The following is a 25,514-nucleotide window of genomic DNA, read 5'->3' as shown; positions in this document are numbered from 1 at the left end:
TCTACAATATGTAGAAGGTGATTTTTTTATTTTTTAATAGCATTTGCTGAAGTTATTTCATTCTCATATTTAGCAATTTTTTGTTGTATCTTTTTTAAGTTTTTTTCAGTGTCTTGAATGAGCTGTAAGACATTGGTCTCCTGTTGTTTCATTAATTCTAACCTTTGAAGGATGGTAGATTCTCCTTCCATAGACCAGTCGATAAATTGTTTTATTTTTTGAATTGGCATACCAGTGTTTTTTAAACACAAAATCATCTCTAAATATTTCAGTGCTTCTTCATCAAAAACTCGATCTCCTTTTTCGTTTCTTTGCAGAAAAGGAAACAGTCCTTGTTTATCGTAATAACGTATTTGAGAAATAGTTAAGTGTTGCATTTTGGCGACTTGCCCAATTGTATAATACATATCATTCATCCTTTTATTACCAAGGTATAATGCCATCTTTGTTAAGTATTTTACCATTATAGTTTGTTTCACTTAATGCATATTTAATAATAATTTTAGCACTTTCAGTGGTTGTATGGCCACCGGGGGAATTTCCATTAAGATCCGTAGTTGTAAAACCAGGAGTTACCCCAAATACTTCTGGACCGTTAGTGGCAAATTCTTTACTAAAAGCTAATGTTAAAGCATTAATAGCTGTTTTTGAAGAATTATATCCTAGTGTATTAATTGGATGTGTTTCACCATTAGCAAACATTGTTAGTGAGGCCATGTCAGTTGTTACATTTATTATTTTACTGTTGCTTGAATTCTTTAATAATGGCAAAAAGGCTTGCATCATTTGGAAAGTTCCAAAAAAATTAACTTCAAATCCTTGGCGTAAAGTTTCAATATTTAATTCACTAGGTAGCATATTGAAGTCTAGCGCTATGCCTGCATTATTAATTAATAAATGTAAGTGATCAGTCGTTTCGTAAATTTTCTTTGTTGCTTCTTGAATGGATTGTGAATTTGAAATATCTACTTGAATATAGGAAACGTTTGAAACATTTAAAGATTCTACGGCTTGTTGTCCAAGTTGTTCATTACGAGCACCTAAAAATACGTGATAATCTTTTTCTGCTAATTGACGAACAAGTTCATATCCAATTCCTTTATTCGCACCTGTTATAAAAGCATATTTTTTCATATTGAATTCCTCCAGTAATGTTATAGTAGGTTACAATGGAAAGGATACAGCCTAAACTTAAGTTTAGGTCAAGAGGAATTTTTTTAAATAAATATAGAATATCTATATATAAGAGTGAGAATTCTTATCATTTAAGAGAAAGTCTGTTATTATAAGAGATGTAGGTATTATATTTTCAAGGGGATGAAAACATGGAGTACAGAATTGAAAGAGATACATTAGGAGAAATAAAAGTTCCAGCTGATAAATTATGGGCAGCACAAACACAACGTAGTAAAGAAAACTTTCCAATTGGAACAGAGCAAATGCCGCTTGAAATTGTAAAAGCATTTGCAATTTTAAAGAAGAGTGCAGCGCTTAGCAATCAAAAATTAGGAAAGCTATCAGAAGAAAAAGCAGAAGCAATTGTAGAAGCTGCGGATGAAGTGATTGCAGGGAAATGGAATGAACATTTTCCGCTTGTCGTATGGCAAACAGGTAGTGGTACACAGTCAAACATGAATGTGAATGAAGTAATTGCAAATCGTGGGAATCAAATTTTGAAAGAGAAGGGATCTGACGTACATATTCATCCGAATGATGATGTGAACATGTCACAAAGTTCAAATGATACATTTCCAACGGCGCTTCATGTAGCTTGTGTAATCGCAGTAGAAAATCACGTATTACCAGCAATTACGAAATTAAAAGAAACTTTAGCAGAAAAAGTAACTGCATTTGAACATATTATAAAAATTGGTCGTACACATTTACAAGATGCAACGCCGTTAACTTTAGGGCAAGAAATTAGCGGATGGCACCGTATGCTTGAAAAAACAGAGCGTATGATTGCAGAGAGCAATACATATATGAAAGAGTTAGCAATTGGTGGAACTGCGGTTGGAACAGGTATTAATGCTCATCCTAAATTTGGTGAGATGGTATCAGAGGAAATTAGTCAATTTACAGGTAAACAATTTGTTTCTGCACCAAATAAGTTCCATGCATTAACGAGCCATGATGAAGTTGTATATACTCACGGTGCATTAAAAGCATTAGCTGCGGATCTAATGAAGATCGCTAACGATGTACGTTGGCTTGCAAGTGGTCCACGTAGTGGTCTTGGAGAAATTATTATTCCAGCAAATGAACCGGGAAGCTCTATTATGCCAGGTAAAGTAAATCCAACGCAAAGTGAAGCGTTAACGATGGTTGTAGCGCAAGTAATGGGGAATGATGCAACAATCGGATTTGCTGCGAGCCAAGGTAACTTTGAGTTAAATGTATTTAAACCTGTTATTGCTTATAACTTCTTACAATCAGCTCACTTATTAGCGGATGCAATTGTTTCGTTTAATGACAATTGTGCAGTTGGTATTGAAGCAGATGAAGAAGTAATTAATGAAAATGTGAATCGCTCACTAATGCTTGTAACAGCGCTAAACCCACATATCGGATATGAAAATGCAGCGAAAATTGCGAAGCATGCTCATAAAGAAGGATTAACTTTAAAAGAAGCAGCATTGCAATCTGGGCTACTAACAGAAGAGCAATTTGATGAAATTGTAGATCCAAAGAAAATGATTGCTCCAAAAGAGTAATAGAAAAAGCCAGGGTTCTTAGTATAGAATCTTGGCTTTTTTGATGTTCATTTTTATGTTTCATCTACTTGCAATACTACAAGCTTCAAAATATATTATTTGTTAGCAGGCGTATTCATTACTTTCATCTGTGGGCAGTTCTCTTTTAAGAGTGAAATGAATTTTTCTTCTTCTAGTGGTATGAAAGTGGTCACTGAGTCAAATAAATTGTAATGGATTTCTAATTGTTGTCTAGTCCATTTTTTTGAATGAAGTTTTTTACCAGAGTATTTAACGTGACGAATATCTTCAAATGGAATTTCAGTATGAAAAATGAAACCGTGTTTTACAACAAGAGATGATTCCGTTACGTTGTAGTGAGAGAAATAGAATGAAGAAAGATTCACGATATTTAGCAGCATCATGAGAGTGAAAAAAATAGAATTTTCATTTTGGAAGAATAACGAAACGAAAAAAATAATTATAAATAATGTAATGAAAATGACGTGGAATGGATTTTTTTTCGCTTTAAATTTCAAGTTAGTCACCTCGGTATACTTGTTCTTTAACTAAATTAAATCATAACATTGTGATAAAACGTGTGAATATGCAGAATTGCATATTCACACGTTTTATTATTCATGTAAAATTTCTTGATGGGATAAATTCAAAAGAAGTTTTGTAATAGTGGAGTGGCATAAAGTGACTTACAAGAATAGAAAGATAGCGTTAGTCATAATTAGTTGTATGATGATTATGAGTAGTTGTGCTAATAAATTTGTTGACGATAGAAATCGAAAGCATACATTTGTACAAGCAAGTAAGGTTTTAGTAGAGACTGTAAATAGAATATATAAAAAGTAAAGGATGTTTTCTTATACGAAAGCATCTTTTTTGTAGTTAAAATTGAATACTGAAGTTTTGTAATGAGTGAATACCAGTTCCATATTCACTAATCGCATATGCGTTCTGTGCCATTTACTTAACGGTAAACCAAGGGTCTTGAAGAATATTCATGTTCTATTTTACATCCTATAAAATGAATTTGTATAAACATATTCGCTTTTCGTTGTATTAAATCCTTTCGATAGATGTTTTTATAAAAGTTTATAAAATGGGCAAACGAAACGTTGAAATGTTTGTTTGTGTTGTGATAAGATGATGAAGTAATAATAAACGATATAGCGATTTGTTTGGTTTTTAAACAAACATTTTGAAGGAGTGTTTAGTATGAGCGATATTTCAGAGAAGTTTTGGGATGCGTCAATAGAGGAATTAAAGAAAGGGTATGTGTTTGATGAAGAAAAAGAGGGGTACATTTGCTTAGCTTGTGGTGAAACATTTATTAAAGGTGTTATTTATCAAGATAATCAAGTTTTGTATGAAGCAGAGAAGTTCGTCCAATTGCATATTCAAAATGAGCATACGTCTATGTTTGATTATTTGCTAAATATGGATAAGAAATTTACTGGATTAACGGATTTACAAAAGAAAATGGTTCAGTTTTTCTATATGGGACTGAATGATAAAGAAATTGTAAAAGAGTTGGATGGCGGAAGTACATCAACAATTCGTAATCATCGATTTACACTGCGAGAGAAAATGAAGCAAGCAAAAGTATTTTTAGCGCTAATGGAATTATCAGAAGAAAAATCAAAAGTACAAACCAAATTTGTACCAATTCATAGAACAGCAACGATGGTGGATGATCGATACAATATTACGGAAGAAGAAAATGATGAAGTATTAAAAGCTCATTTTACAGAAGGGTTAGATGGACCTCTCTCTAAATTTCCGAAGAAACAAAAGCGTAAATTAATTATATTGCGTCATTTAGTGAAGAAGTTTGATAGTAATAAAAAGTATACTGAAAAAGAAGTAAATACAGTGATAGAAAATGTATACCCTGATTTCGTAACGTTAAGAAGATATTTAATCGAATATGGATTTTTAGATCGAACAGCCGATGGAAGTCAATATTGGGTGAAGTTATAATCATATGAAAAGAAAATGAATAGAAGCACAGTATTATAACAACTATACAAAGAGATAGATATTGAAAATAGATTTTTAAGAAAAGGAGAAATGAAATTTGAAACCACCTGCAGATAACAATAAAGAAGGTGCGGAGTCACATAAGTTGGAAAGTGAGAGTAAACCAATTTGGAAATCGATGTCGATGTTTTTAGTACCGTTATTATTAAGTAATGTACTACAATCAGTTGGACAATTATTTGGTATGGTAGTAGTAGGAAGATGGCTTGGAGTTAATGATTTAGCGGCCATATCAGCATTCTTCCCATTATTTTTCTTGCTCGTTTCATTTGTAATTGGTATCGGTTCAGGGAGCTCTATTTTAATTGGTCAGGCGTTTGGTGCTAAAAACGAAGATCGTTTAAAAGCTATCGTTGGTACGACGCTGACATTTACCTTTATTATTGGAGTTGTGTTGGCGATAATAGGAAGTATTTTTGCGATGGATATTATGCGCCTAATGGGAACGCCAGAAAATATTATTGAAATAAGTGTACATTATGCACGGATTTTATTTATATCGATGCCAGTATTATTTTTATATTTCGCATATACAACATTTATGAGAGGTACAGGAGATTCTAAAACGCCATTTTACTTTTTAATTGTAAGTACAGCACTAAATATGATTTTATTACCAGTTCTTATTTTTGGATGGTTAGGAGCTCCGAAATTAGATGTGTATGGAGCAGCCTATGCATCTGTTATATCTACAGTTATTACGTTTATTGTCTTGCTTGTGTATTTAAAGAAGAAAAATCACCCATTACAACTAGATGGCACGGTTAGAAAATACCTTCGAATGGATGGGGAGTTATTAAAGCTATTGCTAAGGCTCGGTATACCGGCAAGTATAAATATGATATTAGTTTCATTATCTGAGATTGCCGTAATCGCATTTGTAAATCGTTACGGTTCGGATGCAACAGCTGCTTACGGCGTTGTGAATCAAGTTGCAAGTTATGTACAAATGCCAGCAGTTAGCCTTGGTATTACAGTTTCTATTTTTGCAGCACAATCAATTGGGGCGAATCAATTTGATCGATTGCAGAAAGTTGTGAAGGCCGGAATTATTATGAACTACGTCATCGGTGGTGTGTTAATATCTCTTATTTATTTATTCTCAAGAGACATTTTATCACTATTTTTAACGAGTCAAACTACAATTGAAATTGCTCATAGCTTAGTTATGATTACGTTATGGAGTTATTTAATTTTCGGTCATGCACAAATTATTAGTGCGACAATGCGAGCGAGCGGTACAGTACTTTGGCCAACTGTTATTGGAGTTGTTTCAATTTGGCTTGTAGAAGTACCCGTAGCATATTATCTTTCTTACCATACAAGTCTTGGAATAGAAGGCATTTGGATCGGGTATCCAGCAGCATTTATTGTCAGCTTACTATTGCAGTATGCATATTATAAGCTTTCATGGCAAAAGAAACGAATTACACGATTAGTTAGTTAAATAGAAAAATGTCCCTAAGTTATTAGACTTAGGGACATTTTTTCGTAAGTGCAGGTTTACAAATAGCTTTTTAAAGTTATATCAAAATGTTGTCTAATGAGTGTTTTATCACTCATATAAAACTCCCACGCTTTTTCCGGTTCACCGATAATCTCAAAGGATTCCTCTGTAATATATAAAGCGCAATTATCCTCCAGTGCAATTCCTTCTATATTCCCTTGATGATTTTGTAAAAAGGAATGGAAGGCGTTCATTCTGTTTAATTGATTATAATGTGGACAAAATCTTTTATTAACAATACCCCATCCGTTACTCTCTATGTAACCAGAACCTTCATAATCTGATCGGATACTAGACGTGAACCAACACATAGCACCAGCGCTATAACCAGCAATAAGTGTTCCTTGTTGCAGAGCCAATAATAATTTTTCATCAAGTCTATGTTCTTTCCATTGCGTAAGCATGTGAATATAGTTTCCGCCACCTAGATAAATTAAATCGGCTGAATGAATCATCTCCTCTATTTCATACTTAGAAGGTGAATCTGTTGTAATGCGTAAAATTTGTACTTCACAATGTAATTGTTTTTCAAACGTGTCTAAAAATAATTTTATATAGCTTTCATCATCATGACTAGCCGTTGGAATAAACAATACTTTTGGATACTGTTTATTTGTTAATTCTATAAGGCGTTCATTAATAGGCAAGTGATTTGAATCTTGTAAATCACCGCCACCAATGACAGCTAATTTCATAGTAAAGCACCACCTAATCATTTTTGTTATATAAAAATTCGATAGAAGAGAGTTACATTCCTTCCGTAATGTAATCAATAATTAGAAAATGTAGCTTAAGTATATCGGAATAGTAAAGAAACTACCGACTATATATACCAATACATTAGAAACCATTCATTGATATATAATATTTCATACTAATGTTTCAAAAAATGGAAAAAATATGTTTAAATAGATGTAATGAAGCATTCATTCATATTGAATTTATACTTATATTTTAAAAGGGTATCGGAAATAATAGCGATTTTCTAAAACAGTTTTTACTTTTAATAGGAAGTTGTATTACAATATGGTAAAATTATTTCAATATATTTGTTTAATATGAAATACAAAGAAGGAGCGTGAAAAAAGTGGATTTTCGATTTGAATTTACAACGAAGCTGAAAGAATACTTAGACGATGAGAAGGATGAAAAAATAATAAAAGATGGACATAGAGATGTAATTTTTCACTATTTATATGCGTTAGAGACTGAAATTGGCGTTGTTAAAAATCCTAATTTTACTTTTTTTGCATCAGGAAGACGTTCACATATAGTGTTAGAAAACGTTGAATTTAAAACAGAAGTAAATGTAAAAAGTAATATAATTGAAATTACAAAAATAGTGGATAATGTAGTTATTCCGTTAGATACTATCGTAGCGAAAGATCGGGAATTATTTGCACTTGGACGTAATGAAAAGTTTAGTGTACAAATATTAGAGCAGTATCTCTTTGATACATTTGGAGATAAGTTAGGCTTATAATGAATAGAATGATGTACGTATTTATAGGTAGTGAATTTTAGTTTGTATTACTTGCGTTTGACCTCTCATTTAATTTGTACTACAATTCGTAGTGTGAAAGGAGTCATACGATGTTTACGCAAAACTATAGGTTAAATGAGCAAGGATTAAATCATTTCTTTGGACCGCTTGAAGCGAAGATTATGGAGATTATTTGGTCTACTGAAGGTATTACTATTAAAGAAGTCCAGCAGAAATTAAGTGAAGAATCGCCTGTGAATTTTAATACTGTTATGACAGTTATGAACAGGTTAGTAGAGAAATTACACTTAGAAAAACAGACTGTGAAAAGAAGTGGCATATATCGTGCTATACAAACGAAAGAAGAATTCTTATCCAATCAAACGAAGAAAATGACACAGGAATTAGTGGGGGAATTTGGAGATTTAGTTATAACACATATGATAGATGAGTTAGAGCAGGCTGATCCGAATTTAATAAAAAAATTAGAAGACAAATTGAATCAGTTAAAAAAAGAGGATCGATGAAATGAAATGGCAAATGCGTAAAATCGTATTGTTAGCGCTCATTGTTAGTACCCTCTTTTTCAGCTTGTTATTGTATTATGTTACATATCCATTTCTCTTTCAAAATAAGGCATTCTTCCTTTCAAAGTTTTGCTTGTTTCAGTTAGAAAAACATATGAAAGAACTATCAATGGTTCGTATTATAATAGCGGGGTTATTATTAATTACTGTATTGATTGTGTGTAAAAGAATTTGGCGGCAATTTTTCTATAGTAAAAAAGTACAAAAAGTACTTATCCCATTTATTAGAAAAGGGAAACAAATATATATACTGCCGACTGCGGAAGTTGCAGCGTTTACAATTGGATTATTCCGTCCGAAAGTTGTCATGTCGGAAGGTTTGCTTCAGACGTTTTCAGATGAAGAGATTGATGCGATTATTTTCCATGAAGAATATCATCAAAATAATTGGGATCCGCTAAAATTATTTTGTTTTACGTTATTAGCAGAAGGAATGATGTACATCCCGATATTAAAAGAATTGTTACAACGATATCATACGTATCAAGAGTTAGCAGCAGATAAATATGCGATGCAAAAAATGGAATCTTCATTTGAGTTAGGTAGCGCGTTATTAAAATTAATTAAAATAAAGACAATGGAAAATCGATGTGTTACAGCTTCATTTGCAAAAACAGCAATAAATTTACGAATCGAGCAAGTGTTAAATGAAAAGGTTGCTAAGCTTACTATTCCGTTACATACGAACTCGGTATATGTAACAGTAGGGTTATTCTGGGTGTCGATTGTACTTATTGTCGGAGAGTGCATATAGCCTCTTTTTTTTAGGGTAAACACTACTCTATGTAGTGTGGATAGAGTGTTGTCATTTATATCATTATACTTTTTATCGCTATATATATCTTATTTATCATATATTACAGGTATTTTATTGTATACAAATCAAATGACGAAAATTACAGCATTCTTTATTCGTCTATTCGGTGGATTTACAGGTTTTTAAAAATGAGGAGGAAGAAAAGTGAAGAAACTAATTGCTATTATACTAGTAGGTGCTCTCGCTTGGGCGGGGGTTAACTTTTATAATTCAAAGAAAGAAGAAAAGGAAAGAAAAGCAAAGCAAGCAGAGTTACAAGAGAAAGAAGTATTACCACAAGTAGGTTTTAAAGCACCTGGCATCACATTAAAAGGATTAGACGGAAAGTTGCAGTCGTTAAATGATGCCAAGGGAAAACCATATATTATTAATTTTTGGGCATCATGGTGTGGGCCGTGTGAAATGGAGGCACCTGACTTAGTTCATATGTATGATAAATATAAAAAGGATGTTGAAATTTTTGCGGTGAATGCAACTGTTAGTGACCCAGTACAAGAAGCAAGCGCATTTGCTAATCGCTATGGATTTGAGTTTCCGGTTCTACTAGATATGGACGGAGTAGCTGGACTAGATTATAAAGTATTCTCTTTACCGACGACATTTTTTGTTAATAAGGATGGAATTATAGTAGATCATGTACGAGGTGTATTACCACCAGATCAATTAGAAAAGAAATTTAAGAAATTGATTGAGAGCTAAAAGGGGATTTCGTGATGATGGAGTGGATCGTGAGATTACAACCCGTATCTCTTATAATTGGAAGTCTATTTGGATTTATGTTGATGAAACGAAAGATGAGGCATCAAAATGCATCATATGAAAAAATGATGGATGCCGTAACAAATGCGTTTATTATCATCGTATTTGTATGGAAGTTTGCACCAGCAATTTTAAATCCTGTATGGGCTTTTAAATCGCCATTGCAAGCATTATTAGCTATAGGAAGTATGCAACATATTGTAGTAGGATGCGTAATTGCTAGTGTATACATTGTTTGGAAAAGTAAAAAGGAACAATTTTCGCTTCGTATTTTACTTGATGCATTGCCTTTTGGTCTGTGTGTAAGTATTATCTTTTATTTTCTATTACATCATGAAGTAGGTGTACAAACGACACTACCATGGGGAATGAATATATACGAATCTAAATTTTTGTATCATCCTATTTTTGTATATGAGATTATCCTCAACCTTTGTATAATGGGCTTGTTATGGATGAAAAATGAAAGGATCGGAAATGGAAAGAATATAAGTATTTTTCTAATTGTTGAGGGGTTTGCTCAAATCATTATTTCGCTTGTTAGTGAACAAAATTCGGTACAGTTTGGTCTATCAGCACAGCAAATAATGAGCTTTTGTATTATTAGTTTAGGGATTTTGTTGGTGCCGAAAAAATAAAAAATAGCCATTAACGGATATTCCCCGTACATGGCTATTTTTTATTACATATATTAAAAAATCGGCGGAGTAACAGAAAATAAGACTATCGCATTTTTCTCAAAATGATTCACCCATTTATGCTTTAAATAAGCAGGTATCTTTACACTGTCGCCAGTTTCTAATACGTATTCTTCCTCGTTTAAATATAATGTGATTTTCCCATCTAAGACAAATGCTAATTCTTCTCCTTTATGTTCTAGCACATTTTCTGATGAAGCTGTATTAGGCGGGACGGTCATAATTGCTGTTGCTAAATTTCCAGTGAAATCAGGTGAAAGCATTTCATATGATAAATTATCGATAATCATTTTCTTTCGTTTATGGGAACGTACAATTAAATCGTCTGTATTTGTATCTTCAAGTAAAAAGCTAAATGTTGGCACATCAAGAGCTTTAGCAAGCACTTTTAATGTTTGAATAGAAGGGTTAGCGGACCCACGCTCAATTTGACTTAACATAGATGGTGTAATATCGGCCATCTTTGCTAGTTCTTTACTAGTTAAACCTTTTTCTTTTCTTTGTTTTTCAATTTTTTTACCAATATCTATATTTTCCATAATGAAAATCTCCTTAAGGGTTATTAAATTATATTTAAATAAATTAAATTAAAATTAACTAAAGTTAACGATTTGTGTTAAACTATATTAAAATTAATTTAATTATAATTTATTATATGGTGAGCTACAAGGATATAAGGAGGAAACAAAATGAAAGAAATAGGGGCATTACAAGCAGAATACCCATTAGTGAATAAACTTATTGCAACAGAAGAAGTATTTTGGATAAATCCAAACATAGAAAAGTATGAAAGGGCAATAAAAGATTCACCACTTAATGAAGAGAATGTAAAAGATGCGGAAGAGAGATTAAAGCGTTTTGCACCATATATTGCGAAAGTTTTTCCTGAAACGAAAGGGACGAATGGCATAATCGAATCACCTTTAGTGAAAATATCTTCTATGAAAGAAGCTTTAGAGACAAATTACAAGCAACCTATTTTAGGAGAATTATTATTAAAATGTGATAGTCATCTTCCGATATCAGGATCAATTAAAGCTAGGGGCGGCATTTATGAAGTGTTGAAACATGCTGAACAACTAGCTTTGCAGCACGGTATGTTAACAGAAGAAGATGATTATTCCATTTTAGATAGTGATACATGTAGAGAGTTTTTTGCCAAATATTCAATTGCGGTCGGTTCAACAGGAAATTTAGGGCTAAGCATTGGGATTATGAGTGCGAAACTAGGTTTTAACGTAACGGTTCATATGTCAGCAGATGCGAAACAATGGAAAAAAGATTTATTAAGAAGTAAAGGTGTAAACGTTATTGAGTATGAAGCTGATTATAGTAAAGCAGTAGAAGAGGGGCGTCAGCAAGCAGATGCCGATCCTAGCTGTTATTTTGTAGATGATGAAAATTCCCATGATTTATTTTTAGGATACGCAGTAGCAGCATTGCGATTACAAAAGCAATTAGAAGAGTTAGAGGTTGTAGTAGATGAAAATCATCCTTTATTTGTTTATCTTCCGTGCGGAGTAGGAGGAGGACCTGGCGGGGTAGCATTTGGTTTAAAGTTATTGTATAAAGACAACGTGCACTGCTTCTTTGCGGAGCCTACGCACTCTCCATGCATGTTACTCGGTTTAATGACAGGACTTCATGATAAAATTGCTGTTCAAGATATCGGGATTGATAATGTAACAGACGCGGACGGACTAGCGGTAGGAAGACCGTCTGGATTTGTCGGTAAAACGATGGAACCATTTTTGAGTGGGAATTACACAGTAAGCGATGAAGAGTTATATAGATTGTTAAAAGAACTAGCTGACACGGAGAATATTTATTTAGAGCCTTCTGCACTAGCAGGTATGATAGGGCCAGTGAAAGTATGTAAAGAAGATGAGTATTTACAAAAGCAACAGTTAACAGAGAAGGTGAAAAAAGGTACTCATATTGTGTGGGGAACGGGTGGAAGTATGGTTCCAAAAGATGTAATGAATGAATATTATAGGAAAGGTTTGGAGTTAACGGTATAAGAAAAATGAGGCTAATTGTAGCCTCATTTTTTCATGTACATAAAAATCTTTGTTATTTTCACAATAGTTCTTTATAGTATATATAAAGGATAACTAATATTGAATAAATACAACAAAAAAGCTTTATTTTACATAATAAGAGGATGTGTATACGATGTCATTACAGACTAAATATATAGCGGGTATTTCGCTTGGGGTTATGGGTGTAGGCTTTGCGGCTTCTATCCCTTTTCAAGGAACGATAGCTGGAGAGATTATACAAGGGGGATTTGAAGCTGGGTTAGTTGGCGGGCTTGCAGATTGGTTCGCAGTTACAGCATTATTCCGTCACCCGATGGGAATTCCAATTCCGCATACAGCTTTGTTACCTAAAAACCGTAAACGAGTAACGAAAGGGCTCATCAATACGTTAGAAAATGAGTGGCTAACGAAAGAAAGTATTACGAATAAAGTAAAAGAAATGCAGCTAGCACAAATGGTGCTACAAATTGCAGAGAGAGAAATGCAGTCTGATGCTGTGAAAAAAGGCATTGTAACGATTGCTGAGAAGGCGATTGTTTCAATCGATACAGAAAAATTAGCGGTTATTATTGAAAAAGAATTAAAGACGTATTTACATACAATTAATACAAATAACATTTTACAAGTGCTTGTTGATCAATTAGTAGTGCAAGAATATGATGAAAAGACACTTGATTACATATTAGTGAAGGTAAAAGATTGGACAGCGCAAGATGAAGCTCGTTACCAGCTCGGTAGCTTAGGTATGAAGGCGATGGAAAATATAAAAGTAGATGGATTCTTGCAGTTTACTTTGAAATCATTTATGAATATTGTAGATGAAGATAAGATTGGCGGCATTTTGCAGAAGTTTATCATTAGTAATATTAACAGCTTACAAGAGGCTGATAATAGCACAAGACAACTTATATTAGCGAAGATTCGTCAAGAAATTATCAATGTAAAAGAAAATGAAGCCTTATTACAGGAATTAGAAAATTGGAAAGAAAAGTGGATTGCGAATTGGAATGCTACTGACAAAATAAAAGAGATGCTAGAGCAAGTACAGCAAAGAGCAGTTGCTTTTGTAAATAATGAAGAATTTGCTGATAAATATGTTATTCCATTTTTACAAAAACAAATGAATAAAATAAAAGAAGATGAACAAACTGTTCAAAAAATAGAGAAGTGGTTACAAAAGCAAGTTGTCACACTTGTGGAAAAGAACCATTCGAAAATCGGTAAGCTTGTACAAGAAAATCTTGATAAGTTAGATGATAAAACGTTAATCGAAATGATTGAAAATAATGTCGGTAAAGATTTACAGTGGATCCGAGTGAACGGGGCGGTTTGCGGATTTATGATTGGATTAGTGTTAGAAGGAATTAAAGCGATTATATGAGAAAAACCTTCCGCAATTGCGGAAGGTTTTTTATTTTTCGAGAACACTCATATTCAAATTATAAGCTTTCTCAATATTTAACTTGTACGTCCCATTTCCAGTTTTAATCGAATTTTTATACCAATGTTCTTGGTTGTTTAATTCTGGATGTTCTTCTGAAGAAGTATTTTCGTTTTTCGTTAAATCTTCTACTTGTTCCCAAGGTGTACTTCCATGGGTTTCTTTTTGATTCGTTACTGCTGTTAAAGATACATCACTTTCTTTTGCAAGATGGACAGACACTCTTGAGCTTTCCTGTACAAACCAATTATTTTGCAATTGACCTGGATAAAGAGATAGTTCGTTATTTGAAGCACGGATTTCCACATTTTTATTTTGCGGAAGAACAAGCGTTGGTTTCACCTGTGGTGCTGAATTAAATAACGTATGCTGAACAGGTAATGATTTTAAAGTGATATACATCGTTTCTCCAGCCGTTTGAACTGAAAGGAAATCATCTCGTTTTAAATTGAGTTTTTCATTTGCTTTCGTTGTCATTTCATAAGTTCCCAAAAGATGAATTTGATTTGTATTATTTCCCTCTATCGTTAGAGGCTGATGTCCTGCATCTACTACGATTTTTTTGATAGATTCAGGTATATCAAATTGTCCGTCTGGAATATTACTCGTTTGCCTCGTTGTGTTAATAGAATGACGAACTTCTTCTAGTAATCCAGTTGATAATAAACAGTAAAAAGCAATTCCGACACTTCCTAAAACGCCGATAAAGAAAATACTAAAAATATCATATTTAATAAAAGATTGCTCTTTTTTAGAGAATAGAAGGTATAGTAAAACTTCAGCTCCAAGTATGATGAGTAAAACTGGCCACCATGCAGTTAGTGTATCTAATACTTGAATTCCTTTTACGACTGAAAAAAGTAAAAAGCATCCTAACGATATAATAGAAAGCCCCATTGAGAATGTTCCAACACGCCATGTTCTCATTCTTTTGTACCACCTTTGTTTTCTTTATTTCCAAGTAACAATTTAAAGCCGCCGCCAATTAAGAGAAGTGCAACGATAGATGTTTGGAAATAGCGATAATATAGCTCGCTAAGATGAATGTTAAATATAGTTGCAAAGTAATCATTCAAAATAGGAAGGACTGTTTGATCTAATAAATAATAACCACCGAGTGTAATTAACCCGATACCGATCCATCTTTGATGATTGATAAAATAATCGATAATGGGTTCGTCTTGAACTCGTTCTTTTCCGTATTTTGCTGTTTGCTGTAACGCATCAAAAAAGCTATAGAACCAAATGATTGGTACTAAAAATAAAAACGCAGAAAGTCTTAATAAGTCGAGTAAATAAATAGATAGTAAGAAGGCCGCCATAAGCTGAAGACCACGGCGTTGTAAGCCTAAATACATATGACCTGCTCCAGGGAACATCGCTAAAATAGAAGCAAATGTTTTACTTTTCTTTCCCTGCTCGCGGTGCTCTTCAAAATCTTCGAAAATAGTACGGTCAATTAATTGCTCGCCACGTTCTTTTTTCTGTAGTTGCTGAACAACGTCAAAGAAATTATAAATCCATAAAACAGGTAACGTAATAAGGAAGATAAGAAAACTTTCTTGCGATGTTAAAAGTGCAACGAAAATGATCATACTTCCGATTCCTGTGCAAGCTACTAAAAATGTAAGTCCGCGTTGCATAAGTCCTAATTGGAAATGGCCAAGTCCAGGGATGATGGATAAGAGAATGATATAAAATCGTTCGCTCTCTTTAGAGGAATTTATCACTTCTCCAGCTTCTTGCTTTTTCGTTTGGTTTATAATGGTGATAACTAAATCTAGTAAGTTAATTACCCATAGAACAGCTAGTAAAAATAGAGAAAGAAAAGCAATATCACGTTCTCTTACTACTATGGTACAAAATACTGCAAAGGAGAATAGAAATAGTGATCCCCCGCTATATAAAATAAACCGTCCTAGCTTTTTTAAGTATAAATGTCCAAGCCCAGGAATTAGCCCTAATACAAGTGCTAAAAAGGGATTTTTATTCATGCTTTGAACCTCCGTCCTTTTTCGATGTGTCTACCGATTTGTTTACAATTTGTTGTGAAATAGAAGACTCGTTATGTTTTGAAGATTTCTCTAAATTTGATGTCGCTGTAAAAATATACTGAAATAAACCACTTACCATAAAAATAATTGTAGCCGCAGTCGCAATTATGTAATGAATGATCGTGCGCTTTAGTGAGGTTGTTTTTATATTTTCATTAGACTGTAGTGTTTCAAAATTAATTTGCGTCATAACTTCGTTCGTAAATGAATCATCATTTATCATTGGAAGGTTTTCATGTTGTTCATCAATACTTTCCATATAAAGTGCTAAACAATGATCACATTCATAAAGATGTTCTTCCATAGATTCACGTTCATTACTTTCTATAAAATCTAATGTATAATTGCGCCAATCTTCTTTTGAATAATGCATCATAGAAACTCTTCCTCCTTCCAATGTTTTTTAATCCATTTTCGTGCTCGATACAGTTTCATTTCGACTGTTTTTACTTCGATGTTTTCCTGTAAAGCAATTTCTTGATAGCTCTTTTCTTCTAAGTAATGTGCGAGAACAACGTCACGGTAATTTTCGGGAAGTTCTCGCAGTTTTTGAGCAATGAGTAATTTTTGCTCTTTCGTCAATAATAAAGCCTCAATATTATGAGAGGACTGTATATTTTCTTCAGCTTCTTTACATAAGGAGAGTTCTTCACTTTCTCTAGCTTTCTTTCTCTTATAATCAATAGCGTGATTGGTGGCAATACGTGCCATCCACGTTTTTAATCCGCGAAATTGATAATTTGGGAGAGAGGTGTGAATTTTTACGAATACTTCTTGTGTAACATCTTTCGAATCTTCTTCATGTCTTAAAATAGAAAAGATAACTTGAAAAATATAATGACGATATGTTTGTACAAGGATACGAAAAGCATGCTCGCTTCCTTGCTGTGCTTTTTCAATTAATTGTTTTTCCTCAATCGGTCTCTCCCTCCTTTTTGACGCATTCTATTATATAGACGTAAAGAATGATAAGTCACCCTACACATTTTGTAAAAAAAGAATAATATATTTTTTGCGGGAGAGCTAGATGAAAAAAGGTGTGAAAAAATGGTAAAGAGAAGTATATAATGAGCAAGTAGGAAATGTTACACGGAGAAAGGATGTGAATGTTAGTAGGGAAAGGTCCATACTAACAAACATGAAAATTAAAATATTAATAGCAGATGATAACTCTTTTATTAGAGAAGGTATGAAAATTATTTTAAATACATACGAAGAGTTTGAAGTAGTAGATACTGTAAATGATGGGGAAGAAGCTGTAGCGTATTGTAAAAAGCATGAAGTTGATATTGCTCTTTTAGATGTTCGTATGCCAAATATGAACGGTGTAGAGGCGACGAAGTTCATTTGTGAAGAGACGAAAACAAAACCGCTTATTTTAACGACGTTTGATGATGATGAATATATTTTGGATGCAGTAAAAAACGGAGCGAAAGGTTATTTATTAAAAAATAACGATCCGGAGCGTATTCGTGATGCGATAAAAGGAGTATATAACGGTCAAACTGTTATGCAAGATGTTGTCCTCGATAAAATTAAGTCTAATTTAATGGAAAGTAAAGAGGAAGAATGTAAAATTGATAAGAGCCTTTTCACAGAAAGGGAGCTTAGTATTATCGCATTAATTGCAAAAGGTTTCTCAAATAAAGAAATTTCGAAACAGCTTTTTATATCTGAGGGAACAATTGCAAATTATATTACGTCAGTTTTAGGGAAAACTGGACTTGAACATCGCACACAAATTGCGATTTATTACTTAACAGGGAAAGTAGATTAATGATATGGAATTTTGGTTAACTGTAAGTAAATTAATTGTCTTTTTATATATTGTGTTCAGTTATATTTACGCAAATGTAGCAAATTTACCGTGGGTTATATTTACTTTACTTATTTACCTTTCTGTAAACGTAATGATTTCTATATTTAAAAAAGATACGTATAAAAAAATATTAATCTGTATATCCATTGGCGTAGTTATGTTATTTACATGGAGGGTTCATCCATTTTTTATTTTGTTTTTATCTTTGAACTTATACGAAATTACATTCTATTACATAGAAAAGAATTGGCCACGCTTTGTCGTTATGATGCTCCCAATTACGATTGCAGATGAAAGTATTCGAATGACTTATGGATTAATTGTTGCATTTTCTTTTCTCGTTTTAACTATTGCAGATCGATATATATCGCGTGTAGTAAAGCTTGAATCGCAAAATGATAAGATGCGAAAAGATATGCAACGACTTACGAAAAGCTTACATGAAAATAAAGAGTACATAAGACAATCTGAATACACATTTAAGCTAGAAGAGAGAAATCGGTTATCGCAAGAAATTCATGATAAAATTGGTCACTCGATGACGGGTGCACTTATTCAAATGGAGGCAGCAAAGAGGTTAATGGAAATAGATAAAAAAAAATCTGCGGAGTTATTACAAAATGCAATTCACATTTCAAAAGATGGAATTGAAAGTATTCGCATTACATTGAAAAATATGAAGCCACCAACTGAGCAAATTGGTATTCATCGTATGAAATTATTCATAGAGGAATTTGCCGGTAAGAATGATGTGAATATTCCTTTCGTTTATAAAGGGAACTTAGATATGATTTCTCCGATACAGTGGAAAATTATTGGTGAAAATGTTATGGAGGCATTAACGAACGCGATGAAGTATGCTGATGCGACAGTCATCTCAATTGATATTCATGTACTTAACAAGATGGTGAAAGTACAAGTGAAGGATAACGGAAAAGGTGCGGTTCTCGTTAAGAAAGGTCTCGGGATTATGGGGATGGAGGAGCGAACAGCGTCAGTAAACGGAAAAATTATTGTAGATGGAACAAGTGGTTTTGCAGTAACAATGTTGTTGCCGATATGAGGATGAATCATCTCATATGAAAAAAGTGAATAATCTCATGTGAAAAGAATGAACTTCTGCACTGAGCAGGTTCATTCTTTTTGTTTATACTAAAAGCAGAGAAACCGAAATAGGGGTGAAATGATGAATACATTAGAAATTAAAAATTTAACGAAAAAATTTGGTGATTTCATCGCAGTTGATAATATGTCTTTATCTATTAAAGAAGGAGAAATATTTGGCTTTTTAGGATCGAATGGTGCTGGTAAGAGTACAACGATTAATATGATTGCTGGTTTGTTAAGAAGTAATGAAGGCGAAATTAGCATACTAGGAAAAAATATAAAGAAACATAACCGATTTGCGAAGATGAATATCGGTATCGTTCCGCAAGATATTGCGATTTATGAAGAGTTAACTGCCTATGAAAATGTGAAATTCTTTGCTGGGTTGTACGGATTAAGAGGAGTTGAGCTAAAAGCGAGAGTGGAGGAAGCACTGCAATTTGTGGGGCTTAGCGATAAACATAAAAGTTATCCGAAAAACTTTTCTGGCGGGATGAAACGAAGATTGAATATTGCTTGTGCAATTGCACATAGACCGAAGTTAATTATTATGGATGAACCGACAGTTGGAATTGATCCGCAGTCAAGAAACTATATTCTTCAGTCTGTCCGGAAGTTAAATGAAATGGGAAGCACTATTATTTACACGAGCCACTACATGGAAGAAGTAGAAGAGATTTGTACGAAAATCGCAATTGTCGACCATGGTAAAGTGATTGCAGAAGGTACGAAAGAACAGTTAAAAGCGATTATTACAGATACGAAAGATATTTGGATTGAAGTGAAGTCAGTAGAAAATTTAGATGTAGAAAAGTTAAAAGAGATAAACGGTGTGAAAGCTGTTCAAATTGAAGAGAACGTAATCAAGGTAAACTCGGATGCAGGATTAAATAATTTAAATCAAATTATTCAGCATTTCATTAATCATGACATTGAAATTCGTTCGTTAGAGGAGCAGGCTCCAAACTTAGAAACAGTATTTCTTACGTTAACCGGAAGAAACTTACGAGATAAATAAAAGGTAAATGAAGAAAAGGTAAAGGGAGGTTCATCAATTGAACATCTTCAATATTGCAATTATGCATATTAAAAGAGATTTCAGAGACGTAAGAACTTTAGTTTTTATGTTAGCATTTCCGATTGTACTTATGCTTGTGTTAGGAACAGCGTTAACCAACGCATTTAATAGTGATAGTCATTCGATTAAAGATATACAAGTGCTATATAAAGATGAAGCGAGTAGCACGTTTTCTCAATCATTTGCAGCATTTACGAAAGAAGTGGATAAATCAGGTATTCATTTTAAAAAAGCTTCCGGCAGTATAGATGGGAAAGAAGAAGTGAAGAAAAATAAATATGCTGCTTATGTAGAGTTAAATAAAGATGGTGCAAAATTTTACGGAAGTGACAAAAGTAGTATTGAGGGGAGTATTGTGGAAGGAATGCTTACAACATTTGTTGATAAGTACAATGTAGCGGTCGAAGTTGCAAAAGTAGATCCTACTAAGGTGAGCACAGTTATTTCAAACGGAAACCATAATGATTATATAAAAGAAACATCTTTACAAGCTGCGAAAAAACCAGGTTCTATGGATTACTACGCGGTTGTAATGACAACGATGATTGCACTGTATGCTGCGATGGGAGCGAGTTCTTTAATTCGAGGAGAACGAATACGTAAAACAGGAGATCGTCTCATTGCTGCACCTATAAGTAAAGCTGAAATATTCATTGGAAAAGTACTTGGTAGCCTAGTAGCAAATGCCCTGTGCATATTACTCGTCATGTTATTTAGTAAATTTGTTTTTCAAGCGAATTGGGGCGACCATCTTGGAATCATATTTCTTATTTTATTAACACAAGTCTTTCTAGCAATTAGCTTCGGTTTAGGAATCGGATATATCACGAAAACAGCTGAAGCGTCTAGGGCAATTATTATGGTTGTTGTGCAATTAGCTTCTATTTTTGGAGGTGCATATTTCGTAGTAGAAGAAAATTTCGTTACGAATTTATCGCCATTAACTTGGGCAAATACAGCTGTTATGAAAATTATTTATGCAAATGATGTAGGGGCAGCACTACCAGTCATTTCTTTAAACATTGGAATTTCAGCACTCTTTTTATTAATTGCAATTATTGCATTACGTAGACGGGAGGGGCTATAGTATGAAGGATATTTTATGGCTCATACAAAAAACGTTATCTGTGCTTTTGAAAAATAAAAAAAGTTTACTAATTATAATTAGCTTGCCGATAATAGGGACGCTCATTTCCTTCTCGATATACGGAAATGCAGGGCAAGGAACGTTAAATATCGGGATTGTAAATAAAGAAAATGAGCCGATAGCAAATGATACGATAAAGTTTTTAGAAGGATTAAATCATGTGAATGTGAGTAAGGTTAAGGAGTCTCAAATAGAAGATAAACTCACTTCCAAAAAACTTGATGGAGTTATTACATTAGATTCTGGTTTTTCAAAAAGTGTTCGAGAAGGGAAACCAGAGCATATTGAAATTTCATCGATTAAAGGTGATCAAGTAACAGGATTTATAAAATCATATTTATATAATTATATTGATAATATAGCAGCTATTAGTAAAGTAGCCGGAACAGATCAAAGCACATTCGACAATATGTACGCAGGGTATCAAAAAAGTTCATTTAAAATGAAAACTGAGACGCTAGAAGATACTTCGAAAAATAAAGATATGACAAATCAAACGATGGGTTACCTTATTATGTTTATGCTGTTTTCAGCAGCGAACTTATCAGGTCATATTTTAAAAGAAAAAGAGAATAGAACGTACTTTAGACTATTATCAACGCCGATAGATGGGAAGAAGTTTATATTATCTAATGTCGGAGTAAATATCATAATACTAACAGTACAAATTTTGATTACAATCCTATTCCTAACGAATGTTTTTCATACGAATATCAATATGCCTTTCATAGTGATGATGGGCGTACTAATGCTATTTGCATTAATCGCAATTGGAATATCATTAGTCCTTGTAGCTTTTTCGAAAAACTCAGCATCGGCAAATGCGATGCAAAATATGATCATTGTACCAACATGCTTACTTGCTGGATGTTATTTCCCATATGACATTATGCCAAGTGCAGTACAAAAAGTAGCTAATTTTCTTCCGCAGCGCTGGTTGTTAGATACGATATCAAAACTGCAGCAGGGAATACCATTCTCGGAGTTGTATTTAAACATTTTAATTTTATTCGCTTTCGCAATTGCATTCTTCTTAATTGCTATTTATAAGTTTGGAAGAAATAATGACGCGAGAAATTTTGTTTAATGTGAAAAGGTGTGGCTTAATGCCATACCTTTTTTGTTTGAAACTTAGAGTATCTTTTGTAGTATAGGAATGCTTTTGTAGAGCACTTCGTTATGTGAAGCATGCAAAACATATTTATTTCCCTCTAGAAGAAAAACGCTATGTAGAACAGCGTTACCGTCACCATGTTTTGTAAGTAAATCACCGACGACTTTGCCGTCTGTCCATTTCAGTTTGGAATGTGAAGGGACGACTTGTAAATATTGAGTTGTTTCCTCTCCATCTCCGGCAATGAGTGTCGTTTCAATATTTCTTTTTTGTATAATAAATCTATTTGTATTTAATATATCGAGGAAAGGGTTTTTCGTTTTCATCTTACTATAAGGAAGAAATGTAATAGAAGAGTCGGATTTTATAAATAAATAATTTCCGTAATCTTTACAAGGAATAACATCTTGTAATCCTGGAAAGTAAATGTGTATCGCCTCAACTTTATTGATTTTATGTAAGATGCTTAAGTAACAAATATATTGTTCCATATAAAAATGAACGATATTTATTTTAGAAGAGGCATGGATAGGGAGACTGCCTCCAGTCCAATAACTATAATTTGGTGGAGATCCAGCGTTTGGTGTGCAGAGTATTATAAGTTGATTCACATCATTTTTATATTCGTCACTTTGAACGTAAGAACGTCCAAGAAGGCCGCCCATACTATGACAAATTAAATTTAGTTTATCGCAACCTGTAATCTTTTTAGCATAAGCAATCGTTTGTAATAAATATTTTTGTGTAGAAAGAACAATACGCTGCCGCCAGTCATAAAAACAGATGAACAAGTCTTTATTTCGTTCGTACCCCATACTTTCTAGCATCATGATGAATGGTTCGTAAACAAATGCAGAAAGTCCAAAACTCCAATTACCAGTGCCGGGAATAATAATATTGCTCATTGAACCGAAAAGACCTGGGATAAAAACAATAGGAGTTTTTCCTTTTCTCATATTCGTATCTCCTTTAACTGTTCAGTATCAATAAAAATAAGAAATACATTTCGTATGAAAACATATTTAAATGAAACACTACGAAATAGTAAGGAATATGATTGGAAGGAAACCAAAATGATAAAAAAAATATTAAGAGTTACTTCTATTATTATTGCTATTTTCGTTTTTATTTTAATTTGTATGCATATCGATGTTACCTTAGGTAGGAAAATGGAAGCTGGAAAAAACATGCCGACAGAGTATGCGCCTCATTATAGTGATTTTCAATTATATGTAGAAGGGAAATCATTATATGAGCAGCTATTTGAAGATATTAAAAAAGCGAAAAGCTCCATCTACACTTATTTCTTCATTTTGTCGGATGATAAAAGTAGTCATACTTTTTTAAACTTATTAAAAGAGAAGGCAAAAGAAGGAGTAAACGTCTATTTATCAGTTGATCGCATTAATGATTTATCATTTGAAAGAAAGATGATAAATGAATTACGGGAAAGTGGTGTGCATTTTACATATAGTAGAAAACCTGCATTGCCATTCGGATTTTATTCATTTCACCATCGTAATCATCGCCGTATTACGACGATTGATGGAGAGATTGGCTATACAGGCGGATTTAATATAGGAGATGAGTACTTAGGGAAAGATAAGCGATTTGGATATTGGCGTGATTATCATGTACGGCTTAAAGGAGAAGGAGCAAAAGATTTAGAACAGCAATTCGCTTTAGATTGGAAACGAGATACGAAAGAAGAGATAAAGAGGAGTACGAATAAAGCTAGTAAAGGGAATACATTACATACTATGACTAGTTACAATGGGCATTACGTTGCTGAAAAATATATAGAGCTCATAAAACAAGCTCAGCACTCCATTGTAATTGCAACGCCGTATTTTATAGCAAAAAATAAAGAGTCCATGAATGCTTTAATCGCAGCACAAAAGCGTGGTGTTACAGTAAAAATACTTTGGTCATATAAACCAGATCTACCTCTTATAAAAGAAGCGGCGTATCCATACATACGTCAAGCTGTTAATAATGGGATTACTGTATATGGGTATAAAAAAGGAATGTTCCATGGCAAATTAATGCTTATTGATAATGAATTAACCGTTATTGGTACAACAAACTTTACTTCGCGTAGCTTCAATATAAATGATGAAATGAATTTTTATATTTATGGTGGTCCTATTGTAGGACAAGTTAATAAGGCGTTAACAGAGGATTTTCATGATTCGAAAGAAATGACGAAAGAGTTTTTTGAAAAGTTATCTTTTTGGGAGCGTTGTAAGGAGAAAGTGGCGGGATTGGTTGAGTTCTATTTGTGATGATGAATTAGGAAAGGGTGCCTACAAAAGGCACCCTTTTTTGGTGGGAAATCATTACTTTTCATGCACAAGCATCGTAACATCATCATTAATCAACGTCCCCACATGTTCACCTAAACATATTTTTTTCATGACTCCAGGCTCATCAAAGTTAAAGACATGCGTTGGTAAATTGTAGTCCCGGGCAAGCAGTAATGCCGCTTGATCCATGACTTGTATATTTTGTCTAACGACATCATTATAGTTTAGTTTGCTGTACATTTTTGCTGATTTGTTATGCTTCGGATCACTTGTAAAAACGCCATCGACACCCTGTTTTGCGACTAATATGGCATCGCTATTCATTTCAATAGCTCTTTGTACACTTGGATAATCTGTTGTCACGAACGGTTGCCCGTTTCCGCCTCCAAAGATAACGATATAGCCGTTATCTAAATGGTGGACTGCACGTAAGCGAATGTATGGTTCAGCTACTGCATTAAATGGAATGGACGTCATAACGCGTACTTCTCTATTTGTTTTACTTGTTAAAACACCGCGAAGCATTAAGCTGTTAATGATCGTACCTAGTGTACCGATATTATCAGCTTCTACGCGATCAATTCCCCACTCTTCAGCTAGATGCCCCCTAAAAATATTACCGCCACCGATGACGATGGATACTTCGATACCTAAATCAACAATGGATAAAATTTCGTTTGCGATATGTTCTAATCGTTTGGAGTTAAAGCTATTTCCAGTTTGATCGGCAAGTGCACCGCCGCTTAATTTAATTAAGACACGTTTATATGGCCTCATAACAATTCCCCCTATATAGATCGCAATAAA

Annotated in this window: 28 protein-coding genes; 17 read left to right on the top strand and 11 right to left on the bottom strand. The window is 33.5% G+C overall.

Annotated features, from left to right (window positions below):
• Positions 1–26: 26 nt before the first annotated feature.
• Positions 27–407 (bottom strand): MerR family transcriptional regulator, encoded by a 381-nt coding sequence (locus QCI79_RS03910; RefSeq protein ID WP_000291861.1) that lies wholly within the window; start codon positions 405–407, stop codon positions 27–29.
• Between the two features lie 16 nt (positions 408–423).
• Positions 424–1,134, bottom strand: coding sequence for an SDR family NAD(P)-dependent oxidoreductase (locus tag QCI79_RS03905; RefSeq protein WP_000759549.1), 711 nt, complete (start codon positions 1,132–1,134; stop codon positions 424–426).
• A gap of 191 nt (positions 1,135–1,325) precedes the next feature.
• Between QCI79_RS03905 and fumC the strand changes: the two genes are divergently transcribed.
• Positions 1,326–2,714, top strand: a complete 1,389-nt coding sequence (gene fumC / locus QCI79_RS03900; RefSeq protein ID WP_000456608.1) for a class II fumarate hydratase — start codon at positions 1,326–1,328, stop codon at positions 2,712–2,714.
• A gap of 95 nt (positions 2,715–2,809) precedes the next feature.
• On the opposite strand, the gene QCI79_RS03895 is transcribed toward fumC, so the two are convergent.
• A complete protein-coding gene (locus QCI79_RS03895; protein ID WP_000669070.1) occupies positions 2,810–3,232 on the bottom strand; it encodes a PH domain-containing protein in 423 nt (140 codons plus the stop codon).
• Positions 3,233–3,923: 691 nt separating this feature from the next.
• On the opposite strand from QCI79_RS03895, the gene QCI79_RS03890 reads away from it, so the two are divergent.
• The gene (locus QCI79_RS03890) at positions 3,924–4,688 is read left to right on the top strand and encodes a DUF2087 domain-containing protein (RefSeq protein ID WP_001280276.1); all 765 of its coding nucleotides are present in this window, start codon (positions 3,924–3,926) and stop codon (positions 4,686–4,688) included.
• 97 nt (positions 4,689–4,785) lie between these two features.
• The gene (locus QCI79_RS03885; protein WP_000804125.1) at positions 4,786–6,195 is read left to right on the top strand and encodes an MATE family efflux transporter; all 1,410 of its coding nucleotides are present in this window, start codon (positions 4,786–4,788) and stop codon (positions 6,193–6,195) included.
• Between the two features lie 56 nt (positions 6,196–6,251).
• Here QCI79_RS03885 and QCI79_RS03880 read toward each other — a convergent pair whose 3' ends face one another.
• The gene (locus QCI79_RS03880; protein ID WP_000762121.1) at positions 6,252–6,950 is read right to left on the bottom strand and encodes a peptidase E; all 699 of its coding nucleotides are present in this window, start codon (positions 6,948–6,950) and stop codon (positions 6,252–6,254) included.
• A gap of 392 nt (positions 6,951–7,342) precedes the next feature.
• Here QCI79_RS03880 and QCI79_RS03875 point away from each other — a divergent pair, with 392 nt between their 5' ends.
• The 6 genes from QCI79_RS03875 to QCI79_RS03850 all read left to right on the top strand — a co-directional run bounded on the left by QCI79_RS03875 (position 7,343) and on the right by QCI79_RS03850 (position 10,539).
• Entirely contained in the window at positions 7,343–7,738 is a 396-nt protein-coding gene (locus QCI79_RS03875; protein WP_000347526.1) for a DUF3942 family protein, read from the top strand.
• A 110-nt stretch (positions 7,739–7,848) separates the two neighbouring features.
• The gene (locus QCI79_RS03870; protein WP_000495075.1) at positions 7,849–8,265 is read left to right on the top strand and encodes a BlaI/MecI/CopY family transcriptional regulator; all 417 of its coding nucleotides are present in this window, start codon (positions 7,849–7,851) and stop codon (positions 8,263–8,265) included.
• Between the two features lies 1 nt (position 8,266).
• On the top strand, positions 8,267–9,079 hold the full coding sequence (locus tag QCI79_RS03865; protein WP_000871929.1) for a M56 family metallopeptidase: 813 nt from the start codon (positions 8,267–8,269) through the stop codon (positions 9,077–9,079).
• A 48-nt stretch (positions 9,080–9,127) separates the two neighbouring features.
• A complete protein-coding gene (locus QCI79_RS03860) occupies positions 9,128–9,268 on the top strand; it encodes a hypothetical protein (protein ID WP_015382254.1) in 141 nt (46 codons plus the stop codon).
• Positions 9,269–9,286: 18 nt separating this feature from the next.
• A complete protein-coding gene (locus QCI79_RS03855) occupies positions 9,287–9,841 on the top strand; it encodes a TlpA family protein disulfide reductase (RefSeq protein ID WP_000733174.1) in 555 nt (184 codons plus the stop codon).
• A gap of 17 nt (positions 9,842–9,858) precedes the next feature.
• Entirely contained in the window at positions 9,859–10,539 is a 681-nt protein-coding gene (locus QCI79_RS03850) for a prolipoprotein diacylglyceryl transferase family protein (RefSeq protein WP_021728690.1), read from the top strand.
• Positions 10,540–10,592: 53 nt separating this feature from the next.
• Here QCI79_RS03850 and QCI79_RS03845 read toward each other — a convergent pair whose 3' ends face one another.
• Complete coding sequence (locus QCI79_RS03845; protein ID WP_000427637.1) at positions 10,593–11,138, bottom strand: helix-turn-helix domain-containing protein; 546 nt, start codon at positions 11,136–11,138, stop codon at positions 10,593–10,595.
• Positions 11,139–11,288: 150 nt separating this feature from the next.
• Between QCI79_RS03845 and QCI79_RS03840 the strand changes: the two genes are divergently transcribed.
• Together QCI79_RS03840 and QCI79_RS03835 are read left to right on the top strand one after the other, a co-directional pair.
• Positions 11,289–12,620 carry a D-serine ammonia-lyase gene (locus tag QCI79_RS03840; protein ID WP_000658534.1) on the top strand — a complete coding sequence of 444 codons (1,332 nt, stop codon included), beginning with the start codon at positions 11,289–11,291 and terminating at the stop codon, positions 12,618–12,620.
• A gap of 154 nt (positions 12,621–12,774) precedes the next feature.
• Positions 12,775–14,022, top strand: coding sequence for a DUF445 domain-containing protein (locus tag QCI79_RS03835; RefSeq protein WP_000058297.1), 1,248 nt, complete (start codon positions 12,775–12,777; stop codon positions 14,020–14,022).
• Positions 14,023–14,052: 30 nt separating this feature from the next.
• On the opposite strand, the gene exsE is transcribed toward QCI79_RS03835, so the two are convergent.
• The 4 genes from exsE to QCI79_RS03815 are packed head-to-tail and all read right to left on the bottom strand — an operon-like array spanning position 14,053 to position 16,997.
• Positions 14,053–15,009 (bottom strand): exosporium protein ExsE, encoded by a 957-nt coding sequence (gene exsE / locus QCI79_RS03830; RefSeq protein WP_001261427.1) that lies wholly within the window; start codon positions 15,007–15,009, stop codon positions 14,053–14,055.
• A complete protein-coding gene (locus QCI79_RS03825) occupies positions 15,006–16,076 on the bottom strand; it encodes a hypothetical protein (RefSeq protein WP_001039122.1) in 1,071 nt (356 codons plus the stop codon). Before QCI79_RS03825 ends, exsE begins: the two co-directional genes overlap by 4 nt.
• Entirely contained in the window at positions 16,069–16,512 is a 444-nt protein-coding gene (locus QCI79_RS03820; protein ID WP_000972351.1) for a hypothetical protein, read from the bottom strand. Before QCI79_RS03820 ends, QCI79_RS03825 begins: the two co-directional genes overlap by 8 nt.
• Positions 16,509–16,997, bottom strand: a complete 489-nt coding sequence (locus QCI79_RS03815) for an RNA polymerase sigma factor (RefSeq protein ID WP_071686419.1) — start codon at positions 16,995–16,997, stop codon at positions 16,509–16,511. The genes QCI79_RS03820 and QCI79_RS03815 overlap by 4 nt, the downstream gene beginning before the upstream one ends.
• A gap of 277 nt (positions 16,998–17,274) precedes the next feature.
• Here QCI79_RS03815 and QCI79_RS03810 point away from each other — a divergent pair, with 277 nt between their 5' ends.
• The 5 genes from QCI79_RS03810 to QCI79_RS03790 all read left to right on the top strand — a co-directional run bounded on the left by QCI79_RS03810 (position 17,275) and on the right by QCI79_RS03790 (position 22,374).
• Positions 17,275–17,913 carry a response regulator transcription factor gene (locus QCI79_RS03810; protein ID WP_000694093.1) on the top strand — a complete coding sequence of 213 codons (639 nt, stop codon included), beginning with the start codon at positions 17,275–17,277 and terminating at the stop codon, positions 17,911–17,913.
• A 4-nt stretch (positions 17,914–17,917) separates the two neighbouring features.
• Positions 17,918–19,018, top strand: coding sequence for a sensor histidine kinase (locus QCI79_RS03805; protein ID WP_000397685.1), 1,101 nt, complete (start codon positions 17,918–17,920; stop codon positions 19,016–19,018).
• A 123-nt stretch (positions 19,019–19,141) separates the two neighbouring features.
• Positions 19,142–20,080: an ABC transporter ATP-binding protein gene (locus tag QCI79_RS03800; RefSeq protein ID WP_001093830.1), complete on the top strand. Its 939-nt coding sequence runs from the start codon at positions 19,142–19,144 to the stop codon at positions 20,078–20,080.
• A gap of 37 nt (positions 20,081–20,117) precedes the next feature.
• Positions 20,118–21,227, top strand: coding sequence for an ABC transporter permease (locus tag QCI79_RS03795; protein ID WP_001020151.1), 1,110 nt, complete (start codon positions 20,118–20,120; stop codon positions 21,225–21,227).
• A 1-nt stretch (position 21,228) separates the two neighbouring features.
• A complete protein-coding gene (locus tag QCI79_RS03790; protein WP_000651885.1) occupies positions 21,229–22,374 on the top strand; it encodes an ABC transporter permease in 1,146 nt (381 codons plus the stop codon).
• A 44-nt stretch (positions 22,375–22,418) separates the two neighbouring features.
• On the opposite strand, the gene QCI79_RS03785 is transcribed toward QCI79_RS03790, so the two are convergent.
• Positions 22,419–23,357 carry an esterase/lipase family protein gene (locus QCI79_RS03785; protein ID WP_001225400.1) on the bottom strand — a complete coding sequence of 313 codons (939 nt, stop codon included), beginning with the start codon at positions 23,355–23,357 and terminating at the stop codon, positions 22,419–22,421.
• Between the two features lie 117 nt (positions 23,358–23,474).
• On the opposite strand from QCI79_RS03785, the gene cls reads away from it, so the two are divergent.
• On the top strand, positions 23,475–24,686 hold the full coding sequence (gene cls, locus QCI79_RS03780) for a cardiolipin synthase (RefSeq protein WP_000591912.1): 1,212 nt from the start codon (positions 23,475–23,477) through the stop codon (positions 24,684–24,686).
• 54 nt (positions 24,687–24,740) lie between these two features.
• On the opposite strand, the gene pyrH is transcribed toward cls, so the two are convergent.
• Positions 24,741–25,484, bottom strand: a complete 744-nt coding sequence (gene pyrH / locus QCI79_RS03775; RefSeq protein ID WP_001248061.1) for a UMP kinase — start codon at positions 25,482–25,484, stop codon at positions 24,741–24,743.
• Positions 25,485–25,514 lie beyond the last annotated feature (30 nt).

Source organism: Bacillus cereus group sp. MG1 (assembly GCF_040460035.1).
In the GTDB taxonomy this organism is placed as follows: Bacteria; Bacillota; Bacilli; order Bacillales; family Bacillaceae_G; genus Bacillus_A; species Bacillus_A cereus.
Note: the sequence above shows the minus strand (reverse complement) of the source record. Positions and strands in the feature narration are given on the sequence as shown.

What these genes read in the sequence shown, in the direction of transcription:
- QCI79_RS03870 (WP_000495075.1), top strand. Translation starts at nt 7,849, where the DNA reads ATGTTTACGCAAAACTATAGGTTAAATGAGCAAGGATTAAATCATTTC.
- cls (WP_000591912.1), top strand. Translation starts at nt 23,475, where the DNA reads ATGATAAAAAAAATATTAAGAGTTACTTCTATTATTATTGCTATTTTC.
- QCI79_RS03890 (WP_001280276.1), top strand. Translation starts at nt 3,924, where the DNA reads ATGAGCGATATTTCAGAGAAGTTTTGGGATGCGTCAATAGAGGAATTA.
- fumC (WP_000456608.1), top strand. Translation starts at nt 1,326, where the DNA reads ATGGAGTACAGAATTGAAAGAGATACATTAGGAGAAATAAAAGTTCCA.
- QCI79_RS03810 (WP_000694093.1), top strand. Translation starts at nt 17,275, where the DNA reads ATGAAAATTAAAATATTAATAGCAGATGATAACTCTTTTATTAGAGAA.
- exsE (WP_001261427.1), bottom strand. Translation starts at nt 15,009, where the DNA reads ATGAGAACATGGCGTGTTGGAACATTCTCAATGGGGCTTTCTATTATA.
- QCI79_RS03790 (WP_000651885.1), top strand. Translation starts at nt 21,229, where the DNA reads ATGAAGGATATTTTATGGCTCATACAAAAAACGTTATCTGTGCTTTTG.
- QCI79_RS03850 (WP_021728690.1), top strand. Translation starts at nt 9,859, where the DNA reads ATGGAGTGGATCGTGAGATTACAACCCGTATCTCTTATAATTGGAAGT.
- QCI79_RS03835 (WP_000058297.1), top strand. Translation starts at nt 12,775, where the DNA reads ATGTCATTACAGACTAAATATATAGCGGGTATTTCGCTTGGGGTTATG.
- QCI79_RS03905 (WP_000759549.1), bottom strand. Translation starts at nt 1,134, where the DNA reads ATGAAAAAATATGCTTTTATAACAGGTGCGAATAAAGGAATTGGATAT.
- QCI79_RS03820 (WP_000972351.1), bottom strand. Translation starts at nt 16,512, where the DNA reads ATGATGCATTATTCAAAAGAAGATTGGCGCAATTATACATTAGATTTT.
- QCI79_RS03800 (WP_001093830.1), top strand. Translation starts at nt 19,142, where the DNA reads ATGAATACATTAGAAATTAAAAATTTAACGAAAAAATTTGGTGATTTC.
- QCI79_RS03845 (WP_000427637.1), bottom strand. Translation starts at nt 11,138, where the DNA reads ATGGAAAATATAGATATTGGTAAAAAAATTGAAAAACAAAGAAAAGAA.
- QCI79_RS03825 (WP_001039122.1), bottom strand. Translation starts at nt 16,076, where the DNA reads ATGAATAAAAATCCCTTTTTAGCACTTGTATTAGGGCTAATTCCTGGG.
- QCI79_RS03910 (WP_000291861.1), bottom strand. Translation starts at nt 407, where the DNA reads ATGTATTATACAATTGGGCAAGTCGCCAAAATGCAACACTTAACTATT.
- QCI79_RS03805 (WP_000397685.1), top strand. Translation starts at nt 17,918, where the DNA reads ATGGAATTTTGGTTAACTGTAAGTAAATTAATTGTCTTTTTATATATT.
- QCI79_RS03785 (WP_001225400.1), bottom strand. Translation starts at nt 23,357, where the DNA reads ATGAGAAAAGGAAAAACTCCTATTGTTTTTATCCCAGGTCTTTTCGGT.
- QCI79_RS03880 (WP_000762121.1), bottom strand. Translation starts at nt 6,950, where the DNA reads ATGAAATTAGCTGTCATTGGTGGCGGTGATTTACAAGATTCAAATCAC.
- QCI79_RS03865 (WP_000871929.1), top strand. Translation starts at nt 8,267, where the DNA reads ATGAAATGGCAAATGCGTAAAATCGTATTGTTAGCGCTCATTGTTAGT.
- QCI79_RS03840 (WP_000658534.1), top strand. Translation starts at nt 11,289, where the DNA reads ATGAAAGAAATAGGGGCATTACAAGCAGAATACCCATTAGTGAATAAA.
- pyrH (WP_001248061.1), bottom strand. Translation starts at nt 25,484, where the DNA reads ATGAGGCCATATAAACGTGTCTTAATTAAATTAAGCGGCGGTGCACTT.